This window comes from Cutibacterium sp. KB22876 (genome assembly GCF_059728865.1).
Map to the genome: position 1 here is coordinate 1,374,114 of NZ_AP040858.1, position 16,533 is coordinate 1,390,646.

Annotated in this window: 13 protein-coding genes and 1 pseudogene; 7 read left to right on the forward strand and 7 right to left on the reverse strand. The window is 63.4% G+C overall.

Going from position 1 to position 16,533, the window contains the following annotated elements; all coding sequences use genetic code 11:
• Positions 1-63: 63 nt before the first annotated feature.
• The 4 genes from AC6I1W_RS06190 (at position 64) to AC6I1W_RS06205 (ending at position 5,650) form a co-directional block, all read left to right on the forward strand.
• Positions 64-1,083, forward strand: coding sequence for an ABC transporter permease (locus tag AC6I1W_RS06190; protein ID WP_081302731.1), 1,020 nt, complete (start codon positions 64-66; stop codon positions 1,081-1,083).
• On the forward strand, positions 1,080-2,066 hold the full coding sequence (locus AC6I1W_RS06195; protein ID WP_065674119.1) for an ABC transporter permease: 987 nt from the start codon (positions 1,080-1,082) through the stop codon (positions 2,064-2,066). Before AC6I1W_RS06190 ends, AC6I1W_RS06195 begins: the two co-directional genes overlap by 4 nt.
• A gap of 93 nt (positions 2,067-2,159) precedes the next feature.
• Entirely contained in the window at positions 2,160-3,830 is a 1,671-nt protein-coding gene (locus AC6I1W_RS06200) for an ABC transporter substrate-binding protein (RefSeq protein WP_221268885.1), read from the forward strand.
• Positions 3,831-3,865: 35 nt separating this feature from the next.
• Positions 3,866-5,650 carry a dipeptide ABC transporter ATP-binding protein gene (locus AC6I1W_RS06205; RefSeq protein WP_270235686.1) on the forward strand — a complete coding sequence of 595 codons (1,785 nt, stop codon included), beginning with the start codon at positions 3,866-3,868 and terminating at the stop codon, positions 5,648-5,650.
• Between the two features lie 6 nt (positions 5,651-5,656).
• Here the strand turns inward: AC6I1W_RS06205 and map are convergent, their stop codons facing one another.
• The 3 genes from map to AC6I1W_RS06220 all read right to left on the reverse strand — a co-directional run bounded on the left by map (position 5,657) and on the right by AC6I1W_RS06220 (position 8,685).
• Positions 5,657-6,397, reverse strand: coding sequence for a type I methionyl aminopeptidase (gene map, locus AC6I1W_RS06210; protein WP_270236129.1), 741 nt, complete (start codon positions 6,395-6,397; stop codon positions 5,657-5,659).
• A gap of 190 nt (positions 6,398-6,587) precedes the next feature.
• Positions 6,588-7,298 (reverse strand): ABC transporter ATP-binding protein, encoded by a 711-nt coding sequence (locus AC6I1W_RS06215; RefSeq protein ID WP_493537006.1) that lies wholly within the window; start codon positions 7,296-7,298, stop codon positions 6,588-6,590.
• Between the two features lie 70 nt (positions 7,299-7,368).
• Positions 7,369-8,685, reverse strand: a complete 1,317-nt coding sequence (locus AC6I1W_RS06220) for an FtsX-like permease family protein (protein WP_270235691.1) — start codon at positions 8,683-8,685, stop codon at positions 7,369-7,371.
• An 83-nt stretch (positions 8,686-8,768) separates the two neighbouring features.
• Between AC6I1W_RS06220 and AC6I1W_RS06225 the strand changes: the two genes are divergently transcribed.
• Positions 8,769-8,963: a hypothetical protein gene (locus tag AC6I1W_RS06225; protein WP_004811898.1), complete on the forward strand. Its 195-nt coding sequence runs from the start codon at positions 8,769-8,771 to the stop codon at positions 8,961-8,963.
• Between the two features lie 4 nt (positions 8,964-8,967).
• Here the strand turns inward: AC6I1W_RS06225 and AC6I1W_RS06230 are convergent, their stop codons facing one another.
• Together AC6I1W_RS06230 and AC6I1W_RS06235 are read right to left on the reverse strand one after the other, a co-directional pair.
• Complete coding sequence (locus tag AC6I1W_RS06230; protein WP_036910431.1) at positions 8,968-9,369, reverse strand: hypothetical protein; 402 nt, start codon at positions 9,367-9,369, stop codon at positions 8,968-8,970.
• A gap of 396 nt (positions 9,370-9,765) precedes the next feature.
• Positions 9,766-9,837 (reverse strand): annotated as a pseudogene (locus AC6I1W_RS06235) (hypothetical protein); the annotation flags it as partial.
• Between the two features lie 104 nt (positions 9,838-9,941).
• Between AC6I1W_RS06235 and glnA the strand changes: the two are divergent.
• Positions 9,942-11,243, forward strand: coding sequence for a type I glutamate--ammonia ligase (gene glnA, locus AC6I1W_RS06240; RefSeq protein WP_036902328.1), 1,302 nt, complete (start codon positions 9,942-9,944; stop codon positions 11,241-11,243).
• Between the two features lie 123 nt (positions 11,244-11,366).
• Here glnA and AC6I1W_RS06245 read toward each other — a convergent pair whose 3' ends face one another.
• On the reverse strand, positions 11,367-12,170 hold the full coding sequence (locus AC6I1W_RS06245; RefSeq protein ID WP_065674113.1) for a sterol carrier family protein: 804 nt from the start codon (positions 12,168-12,170) through the stop codon (positions 11,367-11,369).
• A gap of 129 nt (positions 12,171-12,299) precedes the next feature.
• Between AC6I1W_RS06245 and AC6I1W_RS06250 the strand changes: the two genes are divergently transcribed.
• Positions 12,300-15,251: a bifunctional [glutamine synthetase] adenylyltransferase/[glutamine synthetase]-adenylyl-L-tyrosine phosphorylase gene (locus AC6I1W_RS06250; protein ID WP_462553461.1), complete on the forward strand. Its 2,952-nt coding sequence runs from the start codon at positions 12,300-12,302 to the stop codon at positions 15,249-15,251.
• Here the strand turns inward: AC6I1W_RS06250 and AC6I1W_RS06255 are convergent, their stop codons facing one another.
• Complete coding sequence (locus AC6I1W_RS06255) at positions 15,252-16,478, reverse strand: threonine/serine exporter family protein (protein ID WP_065674166.1); 1,227 nt, start codon at positions 16,476-16,478, stop codon at positions 15,252-15,254.
• Positions 16,479-16,533: the final 55 nt, after the last annotated feature.

A 16,533-nucleotide genomic window follows, 5' to 3' on the forward strand; every position in this document is an offset into this window, starting at 1 on the left:
GCATGTCTTATCCACGCATGTCTGTTCCTGTCCCTTCCTAACCACCAAGGAGTATCCGTGAGCATGTCCGAAACGGACGCCGCGCCTGATGTCCCTGTCGCCGGTGATCTTCTGCCGGGCGATAGGCTCTCCCCGATCGGCGACGAGACCACTTCGGCCCCGGTGGCTGCCATCGATCCCGATAGCGGACGGGTCGTTCCCGGAGGAGTGTGGAGCCGTCTGCGGCACAATGGGTCAGCGATGTTCGGAGCAGTCGTCGTTGTGCTGACTACCCTCGTAGCCATCCTGGCTACGCCCATCACTCGGGCCATGGACCTTGACCCCTATAGCTACGACTTGTCTGCCCTGAACGCGAGCGGGTTGCCCTCCGGCGCAATGGGAGGGATCAGCGCTGTCCATCCCTTCGGCGTCGAGCCTCAGACCGGTCGCGATCTCTTCGCCATCGTCGTCGAAGGCACCCGGACCTCATTCCTCATTGGCATGGGGGCGACCATCCTTTCGATGACCATTGCCATCATCGTGGGGGTGACGGCTGGGTACTTCGGTGGCTGGTGGGACGGATTGGCGTCTCGTGGCACTGACGTCATCCTGGGATTCCCACAGCTGGTGTTCATGATCGCGATTTCGGCGGTCATTCCGGCCACCGCTCCACGAGCGACCGTCATGGTCCTCATTATTGGTCTGTTGGGGTGGCCCTCAACGGCGCGGGTGTTACGTAGTCAAGCGATGTCGTTGCGATCGCGTACTTTCATTCGTGCGTCACAGGCAATGGGTGCGGGCCACCTGCACATCTTGGTGCGGCAGATGCTGCCCAACCTGGTAGCCACGATTATCGTCTTCACCACCATCTCCATTCCTGGGAAGATTGGCGCGGAAGCGGCGCTGTCTTTCCTGGGAGTGGGCGTCACCCCGCCAACGCCGTCGTGGGGTCGATCCATAGGTTCGGCGGTAACCTGGGTGAGCACGGATCCCTGGTACTTGCTGTTTCCCGGTGGCGCGTTATTCCTCGTCACCCTGGCTTTCAACCTCTTTGGCGACGGACTTCGTGACGCCATTGACCCGAGGCTAGGTGAGTCTCGATGAACCGTCTACGTTTCCTTGTCTCTCGCCTGGTTCAGACGCTTGCCGTGCTCGTGGTCATTACCTTCATCACCTTTGCCATCTTTGAGTTCTTCCCCGCTGATCCAGCCCAATTAGCTTGTGGTAAGCCATGTACTCCGGAGAATCTCGCCCTTGCGCGTTCTTACATGGGTTTGAACGATCCGTGGTACCAGCAATTCTGGAACTATCTTTCTGGGATTGTTGCAGGCACTACATATGGGTCCGGGGCTGATGCCATTCACTGTTCTGCCCCCTGCCTGGGATACTCGTTCCGCCTGTCGACCCCGGTCACTGAACTCATTGCAAACCGGCTGCCAGTCACTATGTCGGTGGCTTTGGGGGCAGCCGTGTTGTGGATGATTATTGGTGTGAGCACCGGCATCATTTCGGCCCTTCATCGAGGTGGTGCCGTGGACCGTGCGATCATGACCGGAACAGTTTTGGGAATTTCCTCACCGGCCTATCTGGTAGGTCTGCTCGGCATCCTGCTGCTGGGATTCAAGGCTGACATTGTTCCGGTGTCCGGATATGTGCCATTCTCTGTGAGTCCTGTCGACTGGCTCTGGCATCTGGCCTTGCCATGGACCGTGCTCGCCGTCCTCTCAGCAGCGGTCTATACGCGGATGGTCCGCAGTGAGATGCTGGAGACCCTTGACGAGGATTATGTGCGCACTGCTCGTGCCGCGGGTCTGTCGGAACGACGCGTCCTGGCTAACCATGTCCTGCGCAGCATCTCCGTGCCGATACTCACCTATTTCGCTCTCGACCTGGGGGGATTACTGGGCGGAGCCGTCATCACCGAGAAAGTGTTCTCCATCCAGGGTCTCGGAGCTCTACTCATGGACGCCGTGGGAGCTACTGATGTCCAACTCGTGATGGGCGTCACATTGGTGGCCGCAGTCGCGATCATCGGAATGAATCTGTTGGCCGACATCGTCGTAGCAGCCATCGATCCTCGGGTTTGACGCTGATACGCCGCTGCGCAGCGCACCAGCACATATTCACACCACAGTCACATCACACACCACTGAAAACGGCTCACAAGAAAGATGAAAATCATGGGTCCTAGCACATACTCCATTTCGTCGTTGTCCCGCCGTGGCTTCCTGCTCGGCGCAGGGGCCACCGCTGCAGTTGCGGCATTGAGCGCATGCGGTGCCAATGAGCGTTCCGCGCAGACAGCTGGGTCAGCCACGCCTACCAGGGGCGGGACGCTGACGATCCTCGCGTCAGACACTGACATCAACTGGGATCCGGGCCGCAGCCAGGGCATGGCCGTCACCTCGTTGGCCCTCGTTCACCGCCGTCTCACCAGCTGGCAGATCATCAAGGGTAAGGAGGCCAGGGTCGTCCCCGACCTCGCTACCGATACCGGAAAAGCCTCGGATGGTGGCCGGACCTGGACCTTCACCCTCAAAGACGGTTTGGTGGCTGAGGATGGGTCGCCGATCACATCTACGCAAATTCGCCATGGGGTCGAACGCACCTTCACGGCCTCCTTGGCCGGCGGACTCGGATACCACAAGACGCTGCTTGCCGAGACCTCGGGATACACCGGCCCATATAAGGGCAAGCATTTGAAGTCCATTGAGACGCCAGACGACAAGACGATTGTCTTCCATCTGAAAGCTCCATTTGGCGACTGGCCATGGATCGTTTCTATGCCCGCGTTTGCTCCGGTTCCCCTCAGTGACAACCCCACGATTTACACCCGTGAACCGGTCGCATCTGGGCCTTATCGTGTGGCTGAGTACAAGCAGGGTGTGGCCGCAACCCTCAAGCGCAACCCGAAATGGACACCGTCCTCTGACGAGGTGCGTACTGCTCTACCTGACACGATTGTGTTTTCCTTGGGCCAGGACAGCCCGGTGATTGCTCAACGTCTCATCTCCGACTCTGGCAATGACCGCAACGCATTTGGGGCGGGGATGGTGCCCCCTGCCCAATTGCCTCAGGTGACATCCAACCCCCAGGCCAAGTCCCGGCTAGCCGTCGGTAGTGCTGGGCCACTGCAGTACTTGGCTATCAACGTTGAGCGCGTCAAAGACGTCAAGGTGCGCCAGGCCATCGCCTATGCGGTGGATCGCAAGGCCGCAGCCACCGCTCTGGGCGGAGAGATCGGTGCAGCCCCAGCGACGACGTACATCACTCCTGGCATCCCAGGACGCCAGGAATACGACCTGTACCCTGAGTCCACCGCAAAGGCTCAAGAACTCCTCAAGGGCAAAGCGGTGGGCCAGCTCGTACTGCTGGTAAGCAACGATGAGGGAACGTTGGCGCTCGCTCAAGCCGTCCAACAGGCACTTCAGAAGGTCAACATCTCCGTCAAGATCAATCCCGTTGAAAGTGAAACCTGGATTGAGAAAGCTACCCAGTCTGATGGTTCCGACTACGACTTGACCATTGCTTCGTGGAATCCCGACTATCCGTCGGCCAATGCCAATTTGCAGCCGCTTTTTGCCTCCAGTGAGATCGGATCAGGCGGCTTCAACCTTGGCCGCTACCACAATGCCGAGGTGGATCGGATGCTTGCCGAAGCGGCCGCCCTATCGATGGATGAGGCCAAGGAGAAGTGGGCGAACATTGATCGACGCATCGCCCAGGACGTTCCCGTCGTTCCGTTGGTGTTCCGGCGCAATGCCTTCCTGCACGGATCAGGTGTGAGTGGTTTCTTCGTCGATCCCTTCCCGGCTTACCCGAACTACCTCGTCGTGGGAGTGCAGAAGTGAGGGGCCAACCCCGACGGAAAGACGCTCCTACCCGGGTGACCGCACAGCAGGATCGGCGGCTAGACGCAGTCCTGAGCCTGCGAGATGTCACGGTGAGATTCTCCGGGTCGCCGGTGGCGGCCTCGGAGGGAGTCGATCTGGATCTGGTGTCTGGACGAGTACTGGCTCTGGTGGGCGAGTCGGGATCGGGGAAATCCGTGACAGCCCTGGGCAGCCTCGGCTTGCTGCCCCAGGCCGCCACGGTCACGGGATCGGTGCTCCTGAGCCGAGATGAACCGGGCAGAAACGCCGGCGAGGCAGCCGTGGAACTGGTTGGGGCTGATAGGTCGGTGCTCGACGGTGTGCGAGGTCGGTTGGTCGGCACCATCTTTCAGGAGCCCTCCAGTGCGCTTGACCCTCTTCTGACCATCGGCGCTCAGATCCGTGAAGTCATCAGGACCCACTCTGACGAGGATCGGTCGCGTTCTCGAATTCGCGACCGAGTACATGAGCTCCTGGGCCGCGTCGGGCTGCCGGACGTAGAGCGGATCGCTGCCTCCTACCCGCATCAGCTGTCCGGAGGCCAGTTGCAGCGAGCATGCATGGCCCTGGCCCTGGCATGCAATCCGAGGGTGATCATCGCTGACGAGCCCACCACGGCCCTTGATGTCACAGTGCAGGCCGGGATCCTCGACCTCCTGCGTCAGCTGACCGATGAAGGTATGGCGGTGCTGCTCATCACGCATGACATGGCCGTCGTGGCTGACATCGCCGACGAGGCTGCCGTCATGAGAAAAGGGCACATCATCGAGCGGGGCAGTGTCGACGCGATCTTCAACGATCCGCAACACTCCTACACCCGCCAGCTCCTCGACGCCGTTCCCCAACTCGATGCGCTACGAGAACTCCATGATCCGCAAACCAATCCTGACGGGGCGAGCGCCGCTAGGTCTGAAACCAGTGATGACCCGGGAACCGTTGAGGTCGTCGGCCCGGCGATCCCTGACGCGACGAACCGAGAGCTGGACCCACCACTAGTTGAGGTTACCGACCTCGACGTCGTCCACCGTGCGCGACGACGCAAGTCTGTGCATGCGGTCCGCGGCGTGAGTCTGGCCATCGCGCCGGGGGAGGTTCTGGGACTCGTGGGGGAGTCCGGGTCGGGAAAATCCACGATCGCTGGCACCCTCACAGGGTTGGTGCCGGTGACCTCCGGGTCGGTGCGAGTGGCTGGGGTCGAGGTCGCCGGGGCCTCTCGGCGTGCGATGCTCCCCGTCCGGCGTAACACCGGAGTCGTGTATCAGAATCCGGCCTCGGCCCTTAATCCCAGGCGCACTGTCGGTGCGTCAATTGCTGAACCCTTGATGCTGCATTCCCCCCTCGACTCGTCGCGGAGGCGCGCCCGGGTGCGTCAACTCCTCGAGCAGGTGGAGCTGCCGGAATCGATGGCTGATCGGTACCCACATCAAATGAGCGGTGGTCAGCGTCAGCGGGTTGCTATCGCTCGTGCCCTGGCCCTGGACCCTCGGCTGGTGGTTGCCGATGAACCTACCAGCGCGCTCGATGTGTCGGTGCAGGCCAAGGTGCTCAGGCTCCTGACGGGTCTGCAAGCTGAACTGGGGTTTGCGTGCTTGTTCGTCTCGCATGATCTTGCGGTCATCGAGCAGATTGCAGCCCGAACAGTGGTGCTCAGCAAAGGTCGCATCGTCGAGGAAGGGCCGACGACGGAGGTGCTTTCGCATCCGCGGGAGGAATACACCCGTGCTCTGGTGAGTGCCGTTCCCATCCCTGACCCGGCGATACAGCGAACCCGCCGAGCCCGGGTGGTCGTTCAACGGTGAGGCCTGTCAGTCCAGGGTCGTGATGATGCGCGCCCCGCCCTTCTCGATGACGAGGGTTTGCTCGAACTGGGCACACCGTGAACCATCGTTGGTGAGGACCGTCCAGCCGTCGTCCCACTGATGATTGGACTGGTCACCGAGAGTGAGCATCGGCTCAATGGTCAGCGTCATGCCCTCCTCGAGTGTGACGTCGTAACGCGGCTCGTCGTAATGGAAGACGACAAGGCCGGAGTGGAAGGCACTGTGGACCCCGTGCCCGGTGTAGTCGCGCACCACGCCGTACCCGAATCGCTTGGCGTAGTTCTCGATGATGCGTCCGATGATGGAGATCGAGCGACCAGGCTTGACGGCCTTGATGGCCCGGTTCATGGACTCCTCGGTGTGCTTGATGAGGTCGAGGGACTCCTGATCGACGTTGCCGCACGGGAAGGTGTAGCAATTGTCGCCGTGCACGTCGTTCTTGTAGGCGGTGACGTCGATTTTGACGATGTCGCCGTCCTCCAGCGGGCGAGCGTCCGGGATGCCGTGGCAGATGACCTCGTTGACGCTGGTGCAGCAGGACTTGGGGTAGTTGCGGTAGTCGAGGGTCGACGGGTAGGCGCCGTGATCGCACATGTACTCGTGAGCGATGCGGTCGAGCTCGTCGGTGGTGACTCCAGGTGCCACAGCCTTGCCGGCCTCGTGCATGGCGCCGCACGCGATCCGACCGGCTTCCTCCATGGCGGCAATCGTCTCGGGAGTCTGCACGTGGGAACCGTCGTAGGTCTCCGGGACGTCTCCCAAACCGACATAGGGAGGGCGAGCAATGCTGCCGGGAACGTGGCGACGAGGACTCTGGGGATACGGCTTGATGGCACTCACGTCGGCCTAGTCTAGGTCGTCAGTGTCAAGACGCCGGATTGGTTCACGTGCGTGTGCCGATGTGCAACGGTCCGGATCAGTGCATGGTCTCGAAGAGTTCCTCGGCGGTCGGGTGGGTCAGGACCCGGTCATGACGATCATTCGCGAGAATGATGACGCGATCTGCGGTGGCTGCGATGTCCAGATCATGGGTGATCATGACCAAAGAGGTGCTGTCGGTCACGGTCTCGCGAAGCAGATCGAGGACGGTCTCCCGAGAGGCGACGTCGAGAGACCCGGTCGGCTCGTCAGCGAAGAGCACCTGGGGAGCCCGGACCAGGGACCGCGCTATCGCCACCCGTTGACGCTGTCCGCCGGACAGGTGGTTCGGGTACTTGTCGGCGCAGGCGGCCAGCCCGACGGTCTCCAGGGCGTGCATGACATCACGTCGGCGCGGCCTCATCCCTGCCAGTCGCGCAGGCAGGCGGACATTGTCACGGACGTTGAGGGAACTGATGAGGTTGAGGTCCTGGAAGATAACCCCGACGTGATCGCGTCGTATCCGTGCGAGTTCAGAACGACTAGCCGGACCGAGGTCGTTGCCGGCCAGGGTGATACTCCCGCCATCGGCGGCGAGGAGACCGCACAAGCAATACAGCAGCGTCGACTTGCCTGCCCCCGAGGACCCGGCGATGGCAACGAACTCGCCAGGATCAACCTCGAGATCGACCCCCTTGAGCACTTCGATCCGCTGGGATCCTTTTCCAAAACCTTTGCGTACCCCGACAGCACTGATCAACGGCGACATCAACGGCCTCCCATGACGATGGTGATGGGGTCCTTCCGCATGCCACTGCGGGTGACGACGAGAAGGAGGATCAAGGTGAGGGTGAACCCAAAGCCGACCACTGCACAGGCCGACCACCCAGGTGGCGTGGCCCTGACATCGGGGACCGGTCCTGCCGACAGCGCAGCCGCCATGGCCAGGTCGTTGACCGTGACAATGGTATAGGAACACACCAGGCAGACGGCTGCGTACACCAAGGCCTCCAGGACGGTCTTGGCGCGTACCAGACCCGGCGTCGATCCTGACACCAGCAACAGAGCATTGTCCTCGCGTCGGTGTGATGAAGTGGCCAGCACGATGGCGGACGCGCACACGCAGGCGACAATGACCGGACCCCCAGCAACAAGGCCATCTGGCGTGGCGGGGCCGACACCGATCCGGATCCGGGGGCGCGGGCTGCCATCACCGTCGTCACCAGGTGGATCCAGCTCGTCATCATTCCGATCGCGGCTGCTGCCAGACTGATCGGCATGACGAGGGCCTGGGTCAATCGCGGCCTGGCCGCTGCCTCACGGCTCGCCAGGAATCCGGGGGTGCCGCCGAGGCCAATGGCTCTGATGAGCGCGACAAGGCCACGGACGACCGGCCCGCAGATCATTGCGAAAACCAGACAGACGAGGAGCCCCATCCCCGGATACGCGGAGAGGACTCCGACGAGGTCGTCTGCGTCGGTGACTGGACTGACGTGGCCAATCGTGAAGTACAGGGTCACGGTTCCCGCGATGAGAAGCACTGTGACGACCACGAAGAGGACGCGGGAATGACGCGGTGAGGACTGTGTCGTCTCCGATGGGCGGACTGCAGTGACGACGTCACCCCGTGCGATCTGTTGCGCCGAGCCCAGACCAGACATCAGACTGACGACGGCCGTCGTCGCGACTCCCGTGATCATCGCCACGACGGGAATCGGATGGGTCAGCACATCACTGCGAGGCAGCCCGCTGGTGGCCACGAAGCCGGCGTACCACGGCCACACGGCCTCCGAGACAAGCGCACCAAGCAGTGCGGACAGGGCCGTGACGAGGAGGATCTCGACGATGAGGATCAAGCGTGCAGTCCGTGGCAGCACACCGACGATCTGCCACAAGGCGACGTCACGTCGTTGCAGGCGCACACAGGTGCCCACGACCAGTCGGAAGGAGGCAAATCCGGTCAGCACCGTGAATCCCAGGGCCACCCCGCCCATGGACGCGTAGGCCTGCTGCGCGTCGCCGCCGGCAGCCACCCCGGCGACTATTAAACCGATGCTCAGGGTGACCACCACCATGAGCACGACCGAGGCGACGATGAGGGAGAGCCAGGAGGATGCGCCCCGAATGACGGAGTTGACGGCGATCTTGAGAGTCATGGTTCAGGGTTTCACAGCGCGGATGGAAAAACGGGACGATCACTGACATCTAGGATGTGAGTCACGATACTGGAGGGGATCACATGGCTGACAAGACCGAATACTTCTGGTGTCTCAAACACCACACCGTCGAGACTGCCGATGACTGCAAGGCGGCCGATCACCTTGGCCCGTACCCGTCTCCTCAGTCAGCGGCGGAGGCTCTTGACACGGTGGCCGCGCGCAACGACTTCTGGGAGAACGATCCTCGTTTCAATGACGAGGAGGACGACGACTGAGCCGTCAGTCCACCTTGAGGGATTCGCGCGCGTGGTCGACGAGGGCCTGACGTGCTGAGTCCCCGATCGTGGCGGAGTTGAAGTACATCCCGAGGAAATCCGTCTGCCCGGTGTTGACCACGACGACGTCGACGACGTCGCCACGCACCTTCGGCAGGTTGGGCAGCGTCACGTAGATCTCGCTGCGCTTCCACCAGGCAGGATGCCCGTCAACGGTGAGGGCCTCCGAGCGAATCTCCTTCTCGCCGGTGTAGCCCATGTAGTAGTCGGAGCTGGCGAAGCAGGACATCATCATCGATGCCGCGGTCTGCGGATCGGAGAATCCTTCCGCGACCGGCAGACCACCCACTCCTGACACACTCATCCACCCGGGGTAGACGTCGTCAATCTGAGCCGACTGACCCATCACCCACGGCAAGGTGAGGTTCTGGCGGCGCCAGTTGGGAATGGATTCCACCGAGACGCCACCGCCATGCAACCGGTCGTCAGCGGTGTCCAGGTTGCCGGGACGCTGGCCTTGCGGGCACCTGACGGCCGATGAACTGGCCGACGGGGTGCTCGATTTCTCGTTCCAGGCAGAGACGGTCGGCGAGGAGGAGTTGAGATCGGGTTCCGCGTGGTGATCGGATGCGGTGCGCTGGCGCAGGCCGAGAGCAGCGATGACGGCGACGACGAGCACCACGGCGATGATCGCCCACACCCATCCGGAACCGTGGCCGCCGTTGTTGCCACGAGGACCCTTTCCGCCTCGCTGTGGAGAGGGCTCTGGGGAGGTGACGGTACGGTCCGTCCAGCGCTCGCCGTCGAACCAGCGATAGCGGTCCGGTGTGTCGTCGGGATCTGGATACCACCCTGCCTGAGGACCCGAAGCCATGTCGGCAGTCTACCGAGGTGATCCAGGGCGCTTGTTACTCACTCGAAACACGCGCCATGCACACTGGAAGGGTGAGCAGGCAGACTGATTTTGTCCTGCGTTCCATGGAGGAACGCAATATTCGTTTCGTGAGGCTGTGGTTCACCGACGTCCTGGGATCACTCAAGTCCGTCGCCATCGCCCCCGCTGAGGTCGAGGGTGCTTTTGCCGAAGGCGTCGGTTTCGACGGTTCGGCTATTGAGGGTTACGCCCGCGTCTACGAGGCAGACATGGTGGCCCATCCTGACCCGGCCACCTTCCAGGTGCTGCCGTGGCGCTCGGGCACCGGCACCGCTCGGATGTTCTGCGATATCACCAATCCCGACGGCACGGCCTCGGCAGCAGATCCGCGTCACGTTCTCAAGAAGACGATGGCCCGGGCCGCTGACATGGGGTTCACCTTCTACGTGCATCCGGAGATCGAGTTCTACCTGCTCAAGGAGGAACACCAGCCCGGTGGAGCACCTGTCTCCCTCGACAATGGCGGCTATTTCGACCACACCACCCTGGGGGCGGGTACCGATTTCCGTCGTGACGCCATCAACGTCTTGGAGCAGATGGGTATCTCGGTGGAGTTCAGCCACCACGAGGCCGCTCCCGGCCAGCACGAGATCGACCTGCGTTACGCCGATGCGTTGACGATGGCTGACAACATCATGACCTTCCGCGTGGTCATTCGGGAGATCGCCTCCCTCAAGGGCATCAAGGCCACCTTCATGCCCAAGCCCTTCACCAACCACGCCGGATCGGGAATGCACGCCCACGTCTCCCTGTTCGAGGGCGACACCAATGCCTTCTACGACGTGGCTGACGAGTTCCGCATGTCGCCGGTGGCCAAGCACTTCGTGGCGGGCCTGCTTCACCACGCTCCGGAGATCACCGCCGTCACGAATCAGTGGGTGAACTCGTATCGACGGCTCTCGGGCGGGGGGGAGGCCCCCAACTACATCTGCTGGGGTCGCAACAACCGCTCGGCCCTCGTCCGGATACCGATGTACAAGCCGGACAAGGCCTCGTCAGCTCGGGTGGAACTGCGTTCCATCGACTCGGCTGCCAACCCGTACCTGGCCTACTCTTTGGTGCTGGCCGCTGGTCTGGACGGCATCGAGAAGGAGCTGCCGCTGCCCGAGGAGGCCTCCGACGACGTGTGGCAGCTGTCGGCCCGGGAACGTCACGCTCTCGGTATCAAACGCCTGCCGCAGAGCCTGGGTGCCGCCATCCGGTGCATGGAGGAGTCGGAGTTGGTGGCCGAGACCCTCGGTGAGCACGTCTACGACTTCTTCCTGCGCAACAAGCGGGCGGAATTCGAGGAGTACAACCGGCAGGTCAGCCAGTTCGAGTTGGATCGTTACCTTCCCCATCTGTGAGCGGTTGACCGGTCAAGTCCCCGAGGCCACTGGTGCAAGCTAACTGTGTCAAAGCACCATCGCCGGCCTTGCCGGGGACACAAGGGGTCAAGCCCGATGATCGTGGTGATCGGGTACAGCCGATCAGTCCTCGGCGAGGATCTCGCGGAGGGCTCCGGCCATGTCCACCACGGGCAGAAGGTTGGCGACGTCGTCGACGTGGGATCCAGACGCCTGGACCCATCCCGCCTCGCGCATCTCCTCCCAGGAGGAGAAGCCGGTGGCCAGCTGCAGGAAGGTGACGGGATCCATCTCGGCCACATTGGGCGGGGTGCCACGGTGATGGCTGGGGCCCGACTCGGTGGCTGCCAGCTGGACTGCACATGCGGGCGGCACCCGCAGTTCGATGGTGCGTCCGCCATGGGTATCGTCAAGGACGGCCGACAGTGTCCGGCAGCTCTCAGTGATGGCTGGCGACGGAACGTCGACGCCGTCGTGGAGACCCATGGCCACCATGGCGAGCAGGGTTGCCCGAAGGTGATCAGTCATGCGAACCGGACCGATGAGGGATTCCACCGTCGCCGAGGGGCCAGGAGTGGCCAGCAGGACCGACTCGACCTCGCTGAGGAGACGCTGCGCCTGGCTGGCCAGACGGGTGGCAGTGTCATCGGCGATGACCTCGTGGCCGATCGCCGCCAGGGTCCCGGTCGCCTTGCTGCGCTCATCGATCACCCTGGCGAGGGTCATCGGCCTGATCGTCGTCGGGGCGGTGACGGTCTGCAGGGTGTCGGTGAGGAGGACCATGAGGTGGGCGATGTGGTGGCGTCCCCACAACCGTGTATCGGCCGACCCGAGGGTGGTGCTCCTGGCCGGGGGCAGCAACGAGCGAGCGGTGGCCACCCATGTCGTCGCCAACCGCCTCACGCCGCGTTCTGCGCGTGCCGCCATAATCGTCACCTCAAGAACACTAGGGGAAACTAGTTGCTGGGACCGTACACCCATTCGACACCGACGTGACGACTGAGCAACACGTCGGTGGCCCTCGTCGGCTAATGTGCCGTCGAGGGGGTGGTCACGGTGGATCGCAAGTCGAGCGTCACGGTGGACCTACTGCGGCTGGGAGTGATGGACACTGAAGCGGCCCTGGCCCACCATCAGCGGATTGCAGAGACGATCGGGGCTGACCCAAGCCGACTGGCCGGGTGGGAACATCACCTGGAAATGTCGTGTGACCCTGATCTGGCCCTCGACACCTTGGCAGATCTCTCACAGAGATCCCCACAGCTTGTCGTCGGCCTCCTCGATGACAACGACTCGGCATGCCGGCTCGTTCGGCTCCTGGGCGCCTCCAGCGAGCTGGGCCGTCACCTCGTCGCCCATCCCGACGACCTGGCCGAGATCGCCCACGATCCCGTGCGTCGCAGCCGTGACGAGATTCGCAACGACCTGCTCGAGGTCGTCGGAGCTCATGAGGATGGTGAGTTCCTGGTGGCCGAGAGGCCCACCGGCCCGGCAGCGGATCGGCTGAGGCTGGCCAATCGGCGTCATCTGGTGCGGATCGCTTCCCGAGATGTCGGCGCGGACGATCCGACCGAGGTCGTCGAGGACATCGCGGGAGAACTGGCAGACCTTGCCGACGCCGTCGTCGCCGCTGCCCTGGCCCTGACCCGCGCAGACTGTCCGGATCATGCCGACGCACGGCTCGCCGTCGTTGCAATGGGAAAGTGCGGGGCTCAGGAACTCAACTACATCTCTGACGTCGACGTCGTCCATGTTGCCGAGCCGGCCCGGGAGGACGTTTCAGCGGCTCGGGCTGTCGACATTGCCACGAAATTGGCAGCCTCGGTGGCGCGGATCTGTTCGGCCCACTCCGGGGCAGGGTCCATCTGGCAGGTCGACGCTGCGCTGCGTCCTGAGGGCAATGCCGGACCCCTGGTGCGAACCATGGACTCGATGCGCACCTACTACGAGAAGTGGGCGAAGAACTGGGAGTTCCAGGCCCTCCTTAAGGCTCGTCCGATGGCCGGCGACCTTGATTTGGGGCAGAGATTTGTCGAGATGGTCTCACCCATGGTGTGGCAGGTGGGAGAGGCGGAGGGCTTCGTCCCGGAAACCCGCGCTATGCGAACCCGGGTCGTCTCCCACATCGCCACCAAGGAGAAGGGCCGTGAGATCAAGCTGGGTGCCGGGGGGTTGCGAGACGTCGAATTCACCGCCCAGTTGCTGCAACTGGTTCACGGACGCCAGGACGAGTCGCTGCGGGTACGAGCCACTCTGCCGGCCCTGCGCGCGTTGGCCGCTGGCGGTTATATCTCCCGAGGTGCGGCCGAACGTCTCGAGGAGGCATACCGACTGCAACGAGTGATGGAACATCGGGTGCAGATGTTCCGGTTGCGTCGTACCCACCTCCTTCCCGACGACGAGCCAGGCTTGCGCAGGCTGGCACGGGCAGTGGGCCTGCACACCCCCGACGAGGTGCGAGGTGTGTGGACGGCGACCTCGAAGGCCGTCCTGCGGGCTCATGGCCAAGTGTTCTACTCGCCCGTGGTCGAGGCTGTGGCTCGCATCCCCACCGAGGATCTGCGGATGGGCCCGGAGGCGGCCAAGGTTCGGCTCGGGGCGCTGGGATTCCACGACGAGGACGCCGGCCTGCGTCACATCGAGGCCCTCACCAGCGGCACCAGCCGAGCAGTGCGTATCCAGACCGCTCTCATGCCGGCCATGCTCGCCTGGCTGGCCGACGGCCCCAGCCCCGACAATGGTTTGCTGGCCTTCCGCCAGGTCTCCGAGGCATTGGGGGAGTCTCCCTGGTACCTGCGCGCGATGCGTGACGAGGGGGCCATGGCCCAGCGGCTGGCAACGGTGCTGTCGACGTCGAGATATGCCGTCGACGTCCTCACCCGAGCCCCCGAGACCGTCCAGGTCCTCGTCGACGACGACCTGACTCCGCTGGACCGCGACGACCTCACCCGCCAGATGAACGCCGTCGCCAGGAGGCACCGCGACGTCGAGGAGGCGGTCGGGGCGATCCGTGCGGTGCGGCGTCGTGAACTGTTTCGGATCCTCGTCGCGAACATCCTCAATGTCACCGGCACGTTGCGCATCGGCCGGGCCCTCACCGACCTGACGGGAGCGACGATCGACGCTGCGCTGTCCGCAGTGTCGCGCGGGGTTGAGGACGCCCCGCCAATTGGCATCGTCGCGATGGGACGATGGGGCGGCCAGGAGCTGTCCTACGGTTCTGACGCCGACTGTCTCTTCGTCGTCGGTGACGGACCAGGTGCCGGGGAGAAGGCATTGCGCATCGTCACCAAGCTGCGGAATCTGCTCGGCAGGAACGGTGCCGATCCCGCGCTGATCTTGGATGCCGACCTGCGTCCGGAAGGGCGATCGGGCCCGATGGTGCGCAGCCTGGAGAGTTATCGCAAGTACTACGGGAAATGGTCGAGCACCTGGGAGTCCCAGGCCCTCTTGCGGGCGAACCACGGGGCCGGTGATCGAGACCTGACGACCGCGCTGCTCGAGTGCGTCGACAACCTGCGCTACCCGGCCGACGGCCTGACGGCCGGTCAGTTGGCCGAGATTCGCAAACTCAAGGCACGAATGGAGTCCGAGCGGATTCCGCGCGGTGTCGATCCCCGGCGTCATCTCAAGCTCGGGCCCGGAGGCCTGTCCGACATCGAATGGACTGCCCAGGTCATTCAGTTGCAGCATGCCGGCAAGGAGCCTGCTCTGCGCACGACCTCGACGATCGAGGCTCTCGACGCTGCCCTGGCAGCCGGTCACGTCGACGAGGAACAGCACCAGGAGCTGCGCGATTCCTGGTTAGCTGCCAGCCGGCTGCGCAATGTGATCATGGTGGTGCGGGGCCGTCCCAGTGACGTCATACCCTCCGACTCAATTGATCTCGACGTCATTGCCCGGGCCCTCGGGATGGGTCGTGGGGCATCTGAGCAGTTGATTGAGGACCATCTGCGGCACGGGCGACGTGCTTCCAAGGTGGTCGATGCCGTCTTCTGGAACCAGTGATCAGTCCTTCTCGGAGAACTTGAAGGCGTGTGGGCTGGGAATGGGGAGGTTGTGTGCCCACGCCGGGTCGGTGCACATCCGGGCCACCGCCAATCCGCAGGCGATGAGGACCAGGGTGAGAACGGCGTCGGCACCGAAGGTCAGCGCCTTCGCCATGTCCTGGGCGTTGAGCCAGTACACAGTGCGGTACATGGAGGCACCGGGCACCATGATGACGCAGGCGGGGACCGTCAAGGTGATGCGGGGCAGCTTAGTCCTGACCGACAACGGGCTGGCCAGGAATCCGATCGCGAGGCCGCCGACCCCGGCTGCCAACTGCGCTGGCAGGTTGGCACCAACCAGGGCCAGGCGGCAGAGATTTCCCACCACTCCCAGAGCGACTGCCCATGCCAGCATCCGCGGCGACGAGTTGAAGATGATGGCGAATCCGGCGACCCCACATGCCGTCGCTGCGGCGTAAGCCAGCCACGCCCAGGGATTCGGCAGCACCGTCTGCGCGGGCAGTGGTAACAGCCCGGTAGCAACCGAGAACACCCAGGCCGACAACGTCGCGGCAAGGATGAGACCAATCGAGTACATTGCGCGGCTCAGACCCGCCGTGAAGTCCATCCGGACCATGTCGAGGATGGAGGTAATCATCGGAAAACCAGGTACCAGGAAGAGCAGAGAGGCCACGTATCCGGGGCCGTGGATCGTGTGAAGCCCAGTGTTCGTGAGGAGGTCGGCGACCACCAGGTAGAGGAGACAGGCCGCTGCAGATGCGAGCGCCGCGACACCGAACTGGTTGAGCCAGCGACGGTTGAGTCGACCACGTACGAACTGGCCGGCACTTGCCGCCAGCAGCACGACGAGTGAGTCGGCCAGCGAGAACTTGTTGAGGATGGCGAATCCGGCGCAGGCAAAACCACCGGCGAGAATGGTCTGCCATTCCTTCCACTGTGGGCGGACGGTCCGGGAGATGTTGTCGAGTCTGGCCTCGACATCGCGGCCTGTCATCCCCTCGGGAAGGTTGTGGGCAAGCTCCTCGAGAGCGGATATCCGAGAGGAGTCGACGCGCACTCGGTACACCTCCCGGGCCACGGTGCGGAAGTTGTCGCCCCGGTGCGCGGTGACCGTGATCTCGGTGAGACCGACGGTGGCGTCGAGGCGGTCCATACCGAGGGCATCCCCTGTGTCCGTCATGGCCCTCTTCACCCGATAGGACCCGGTACCCGACGACAGCAGCATTGATCCCAGACGGATGACCGCCTCGGTGTCGTTGACGAATTCGTGGTCGTGGCGC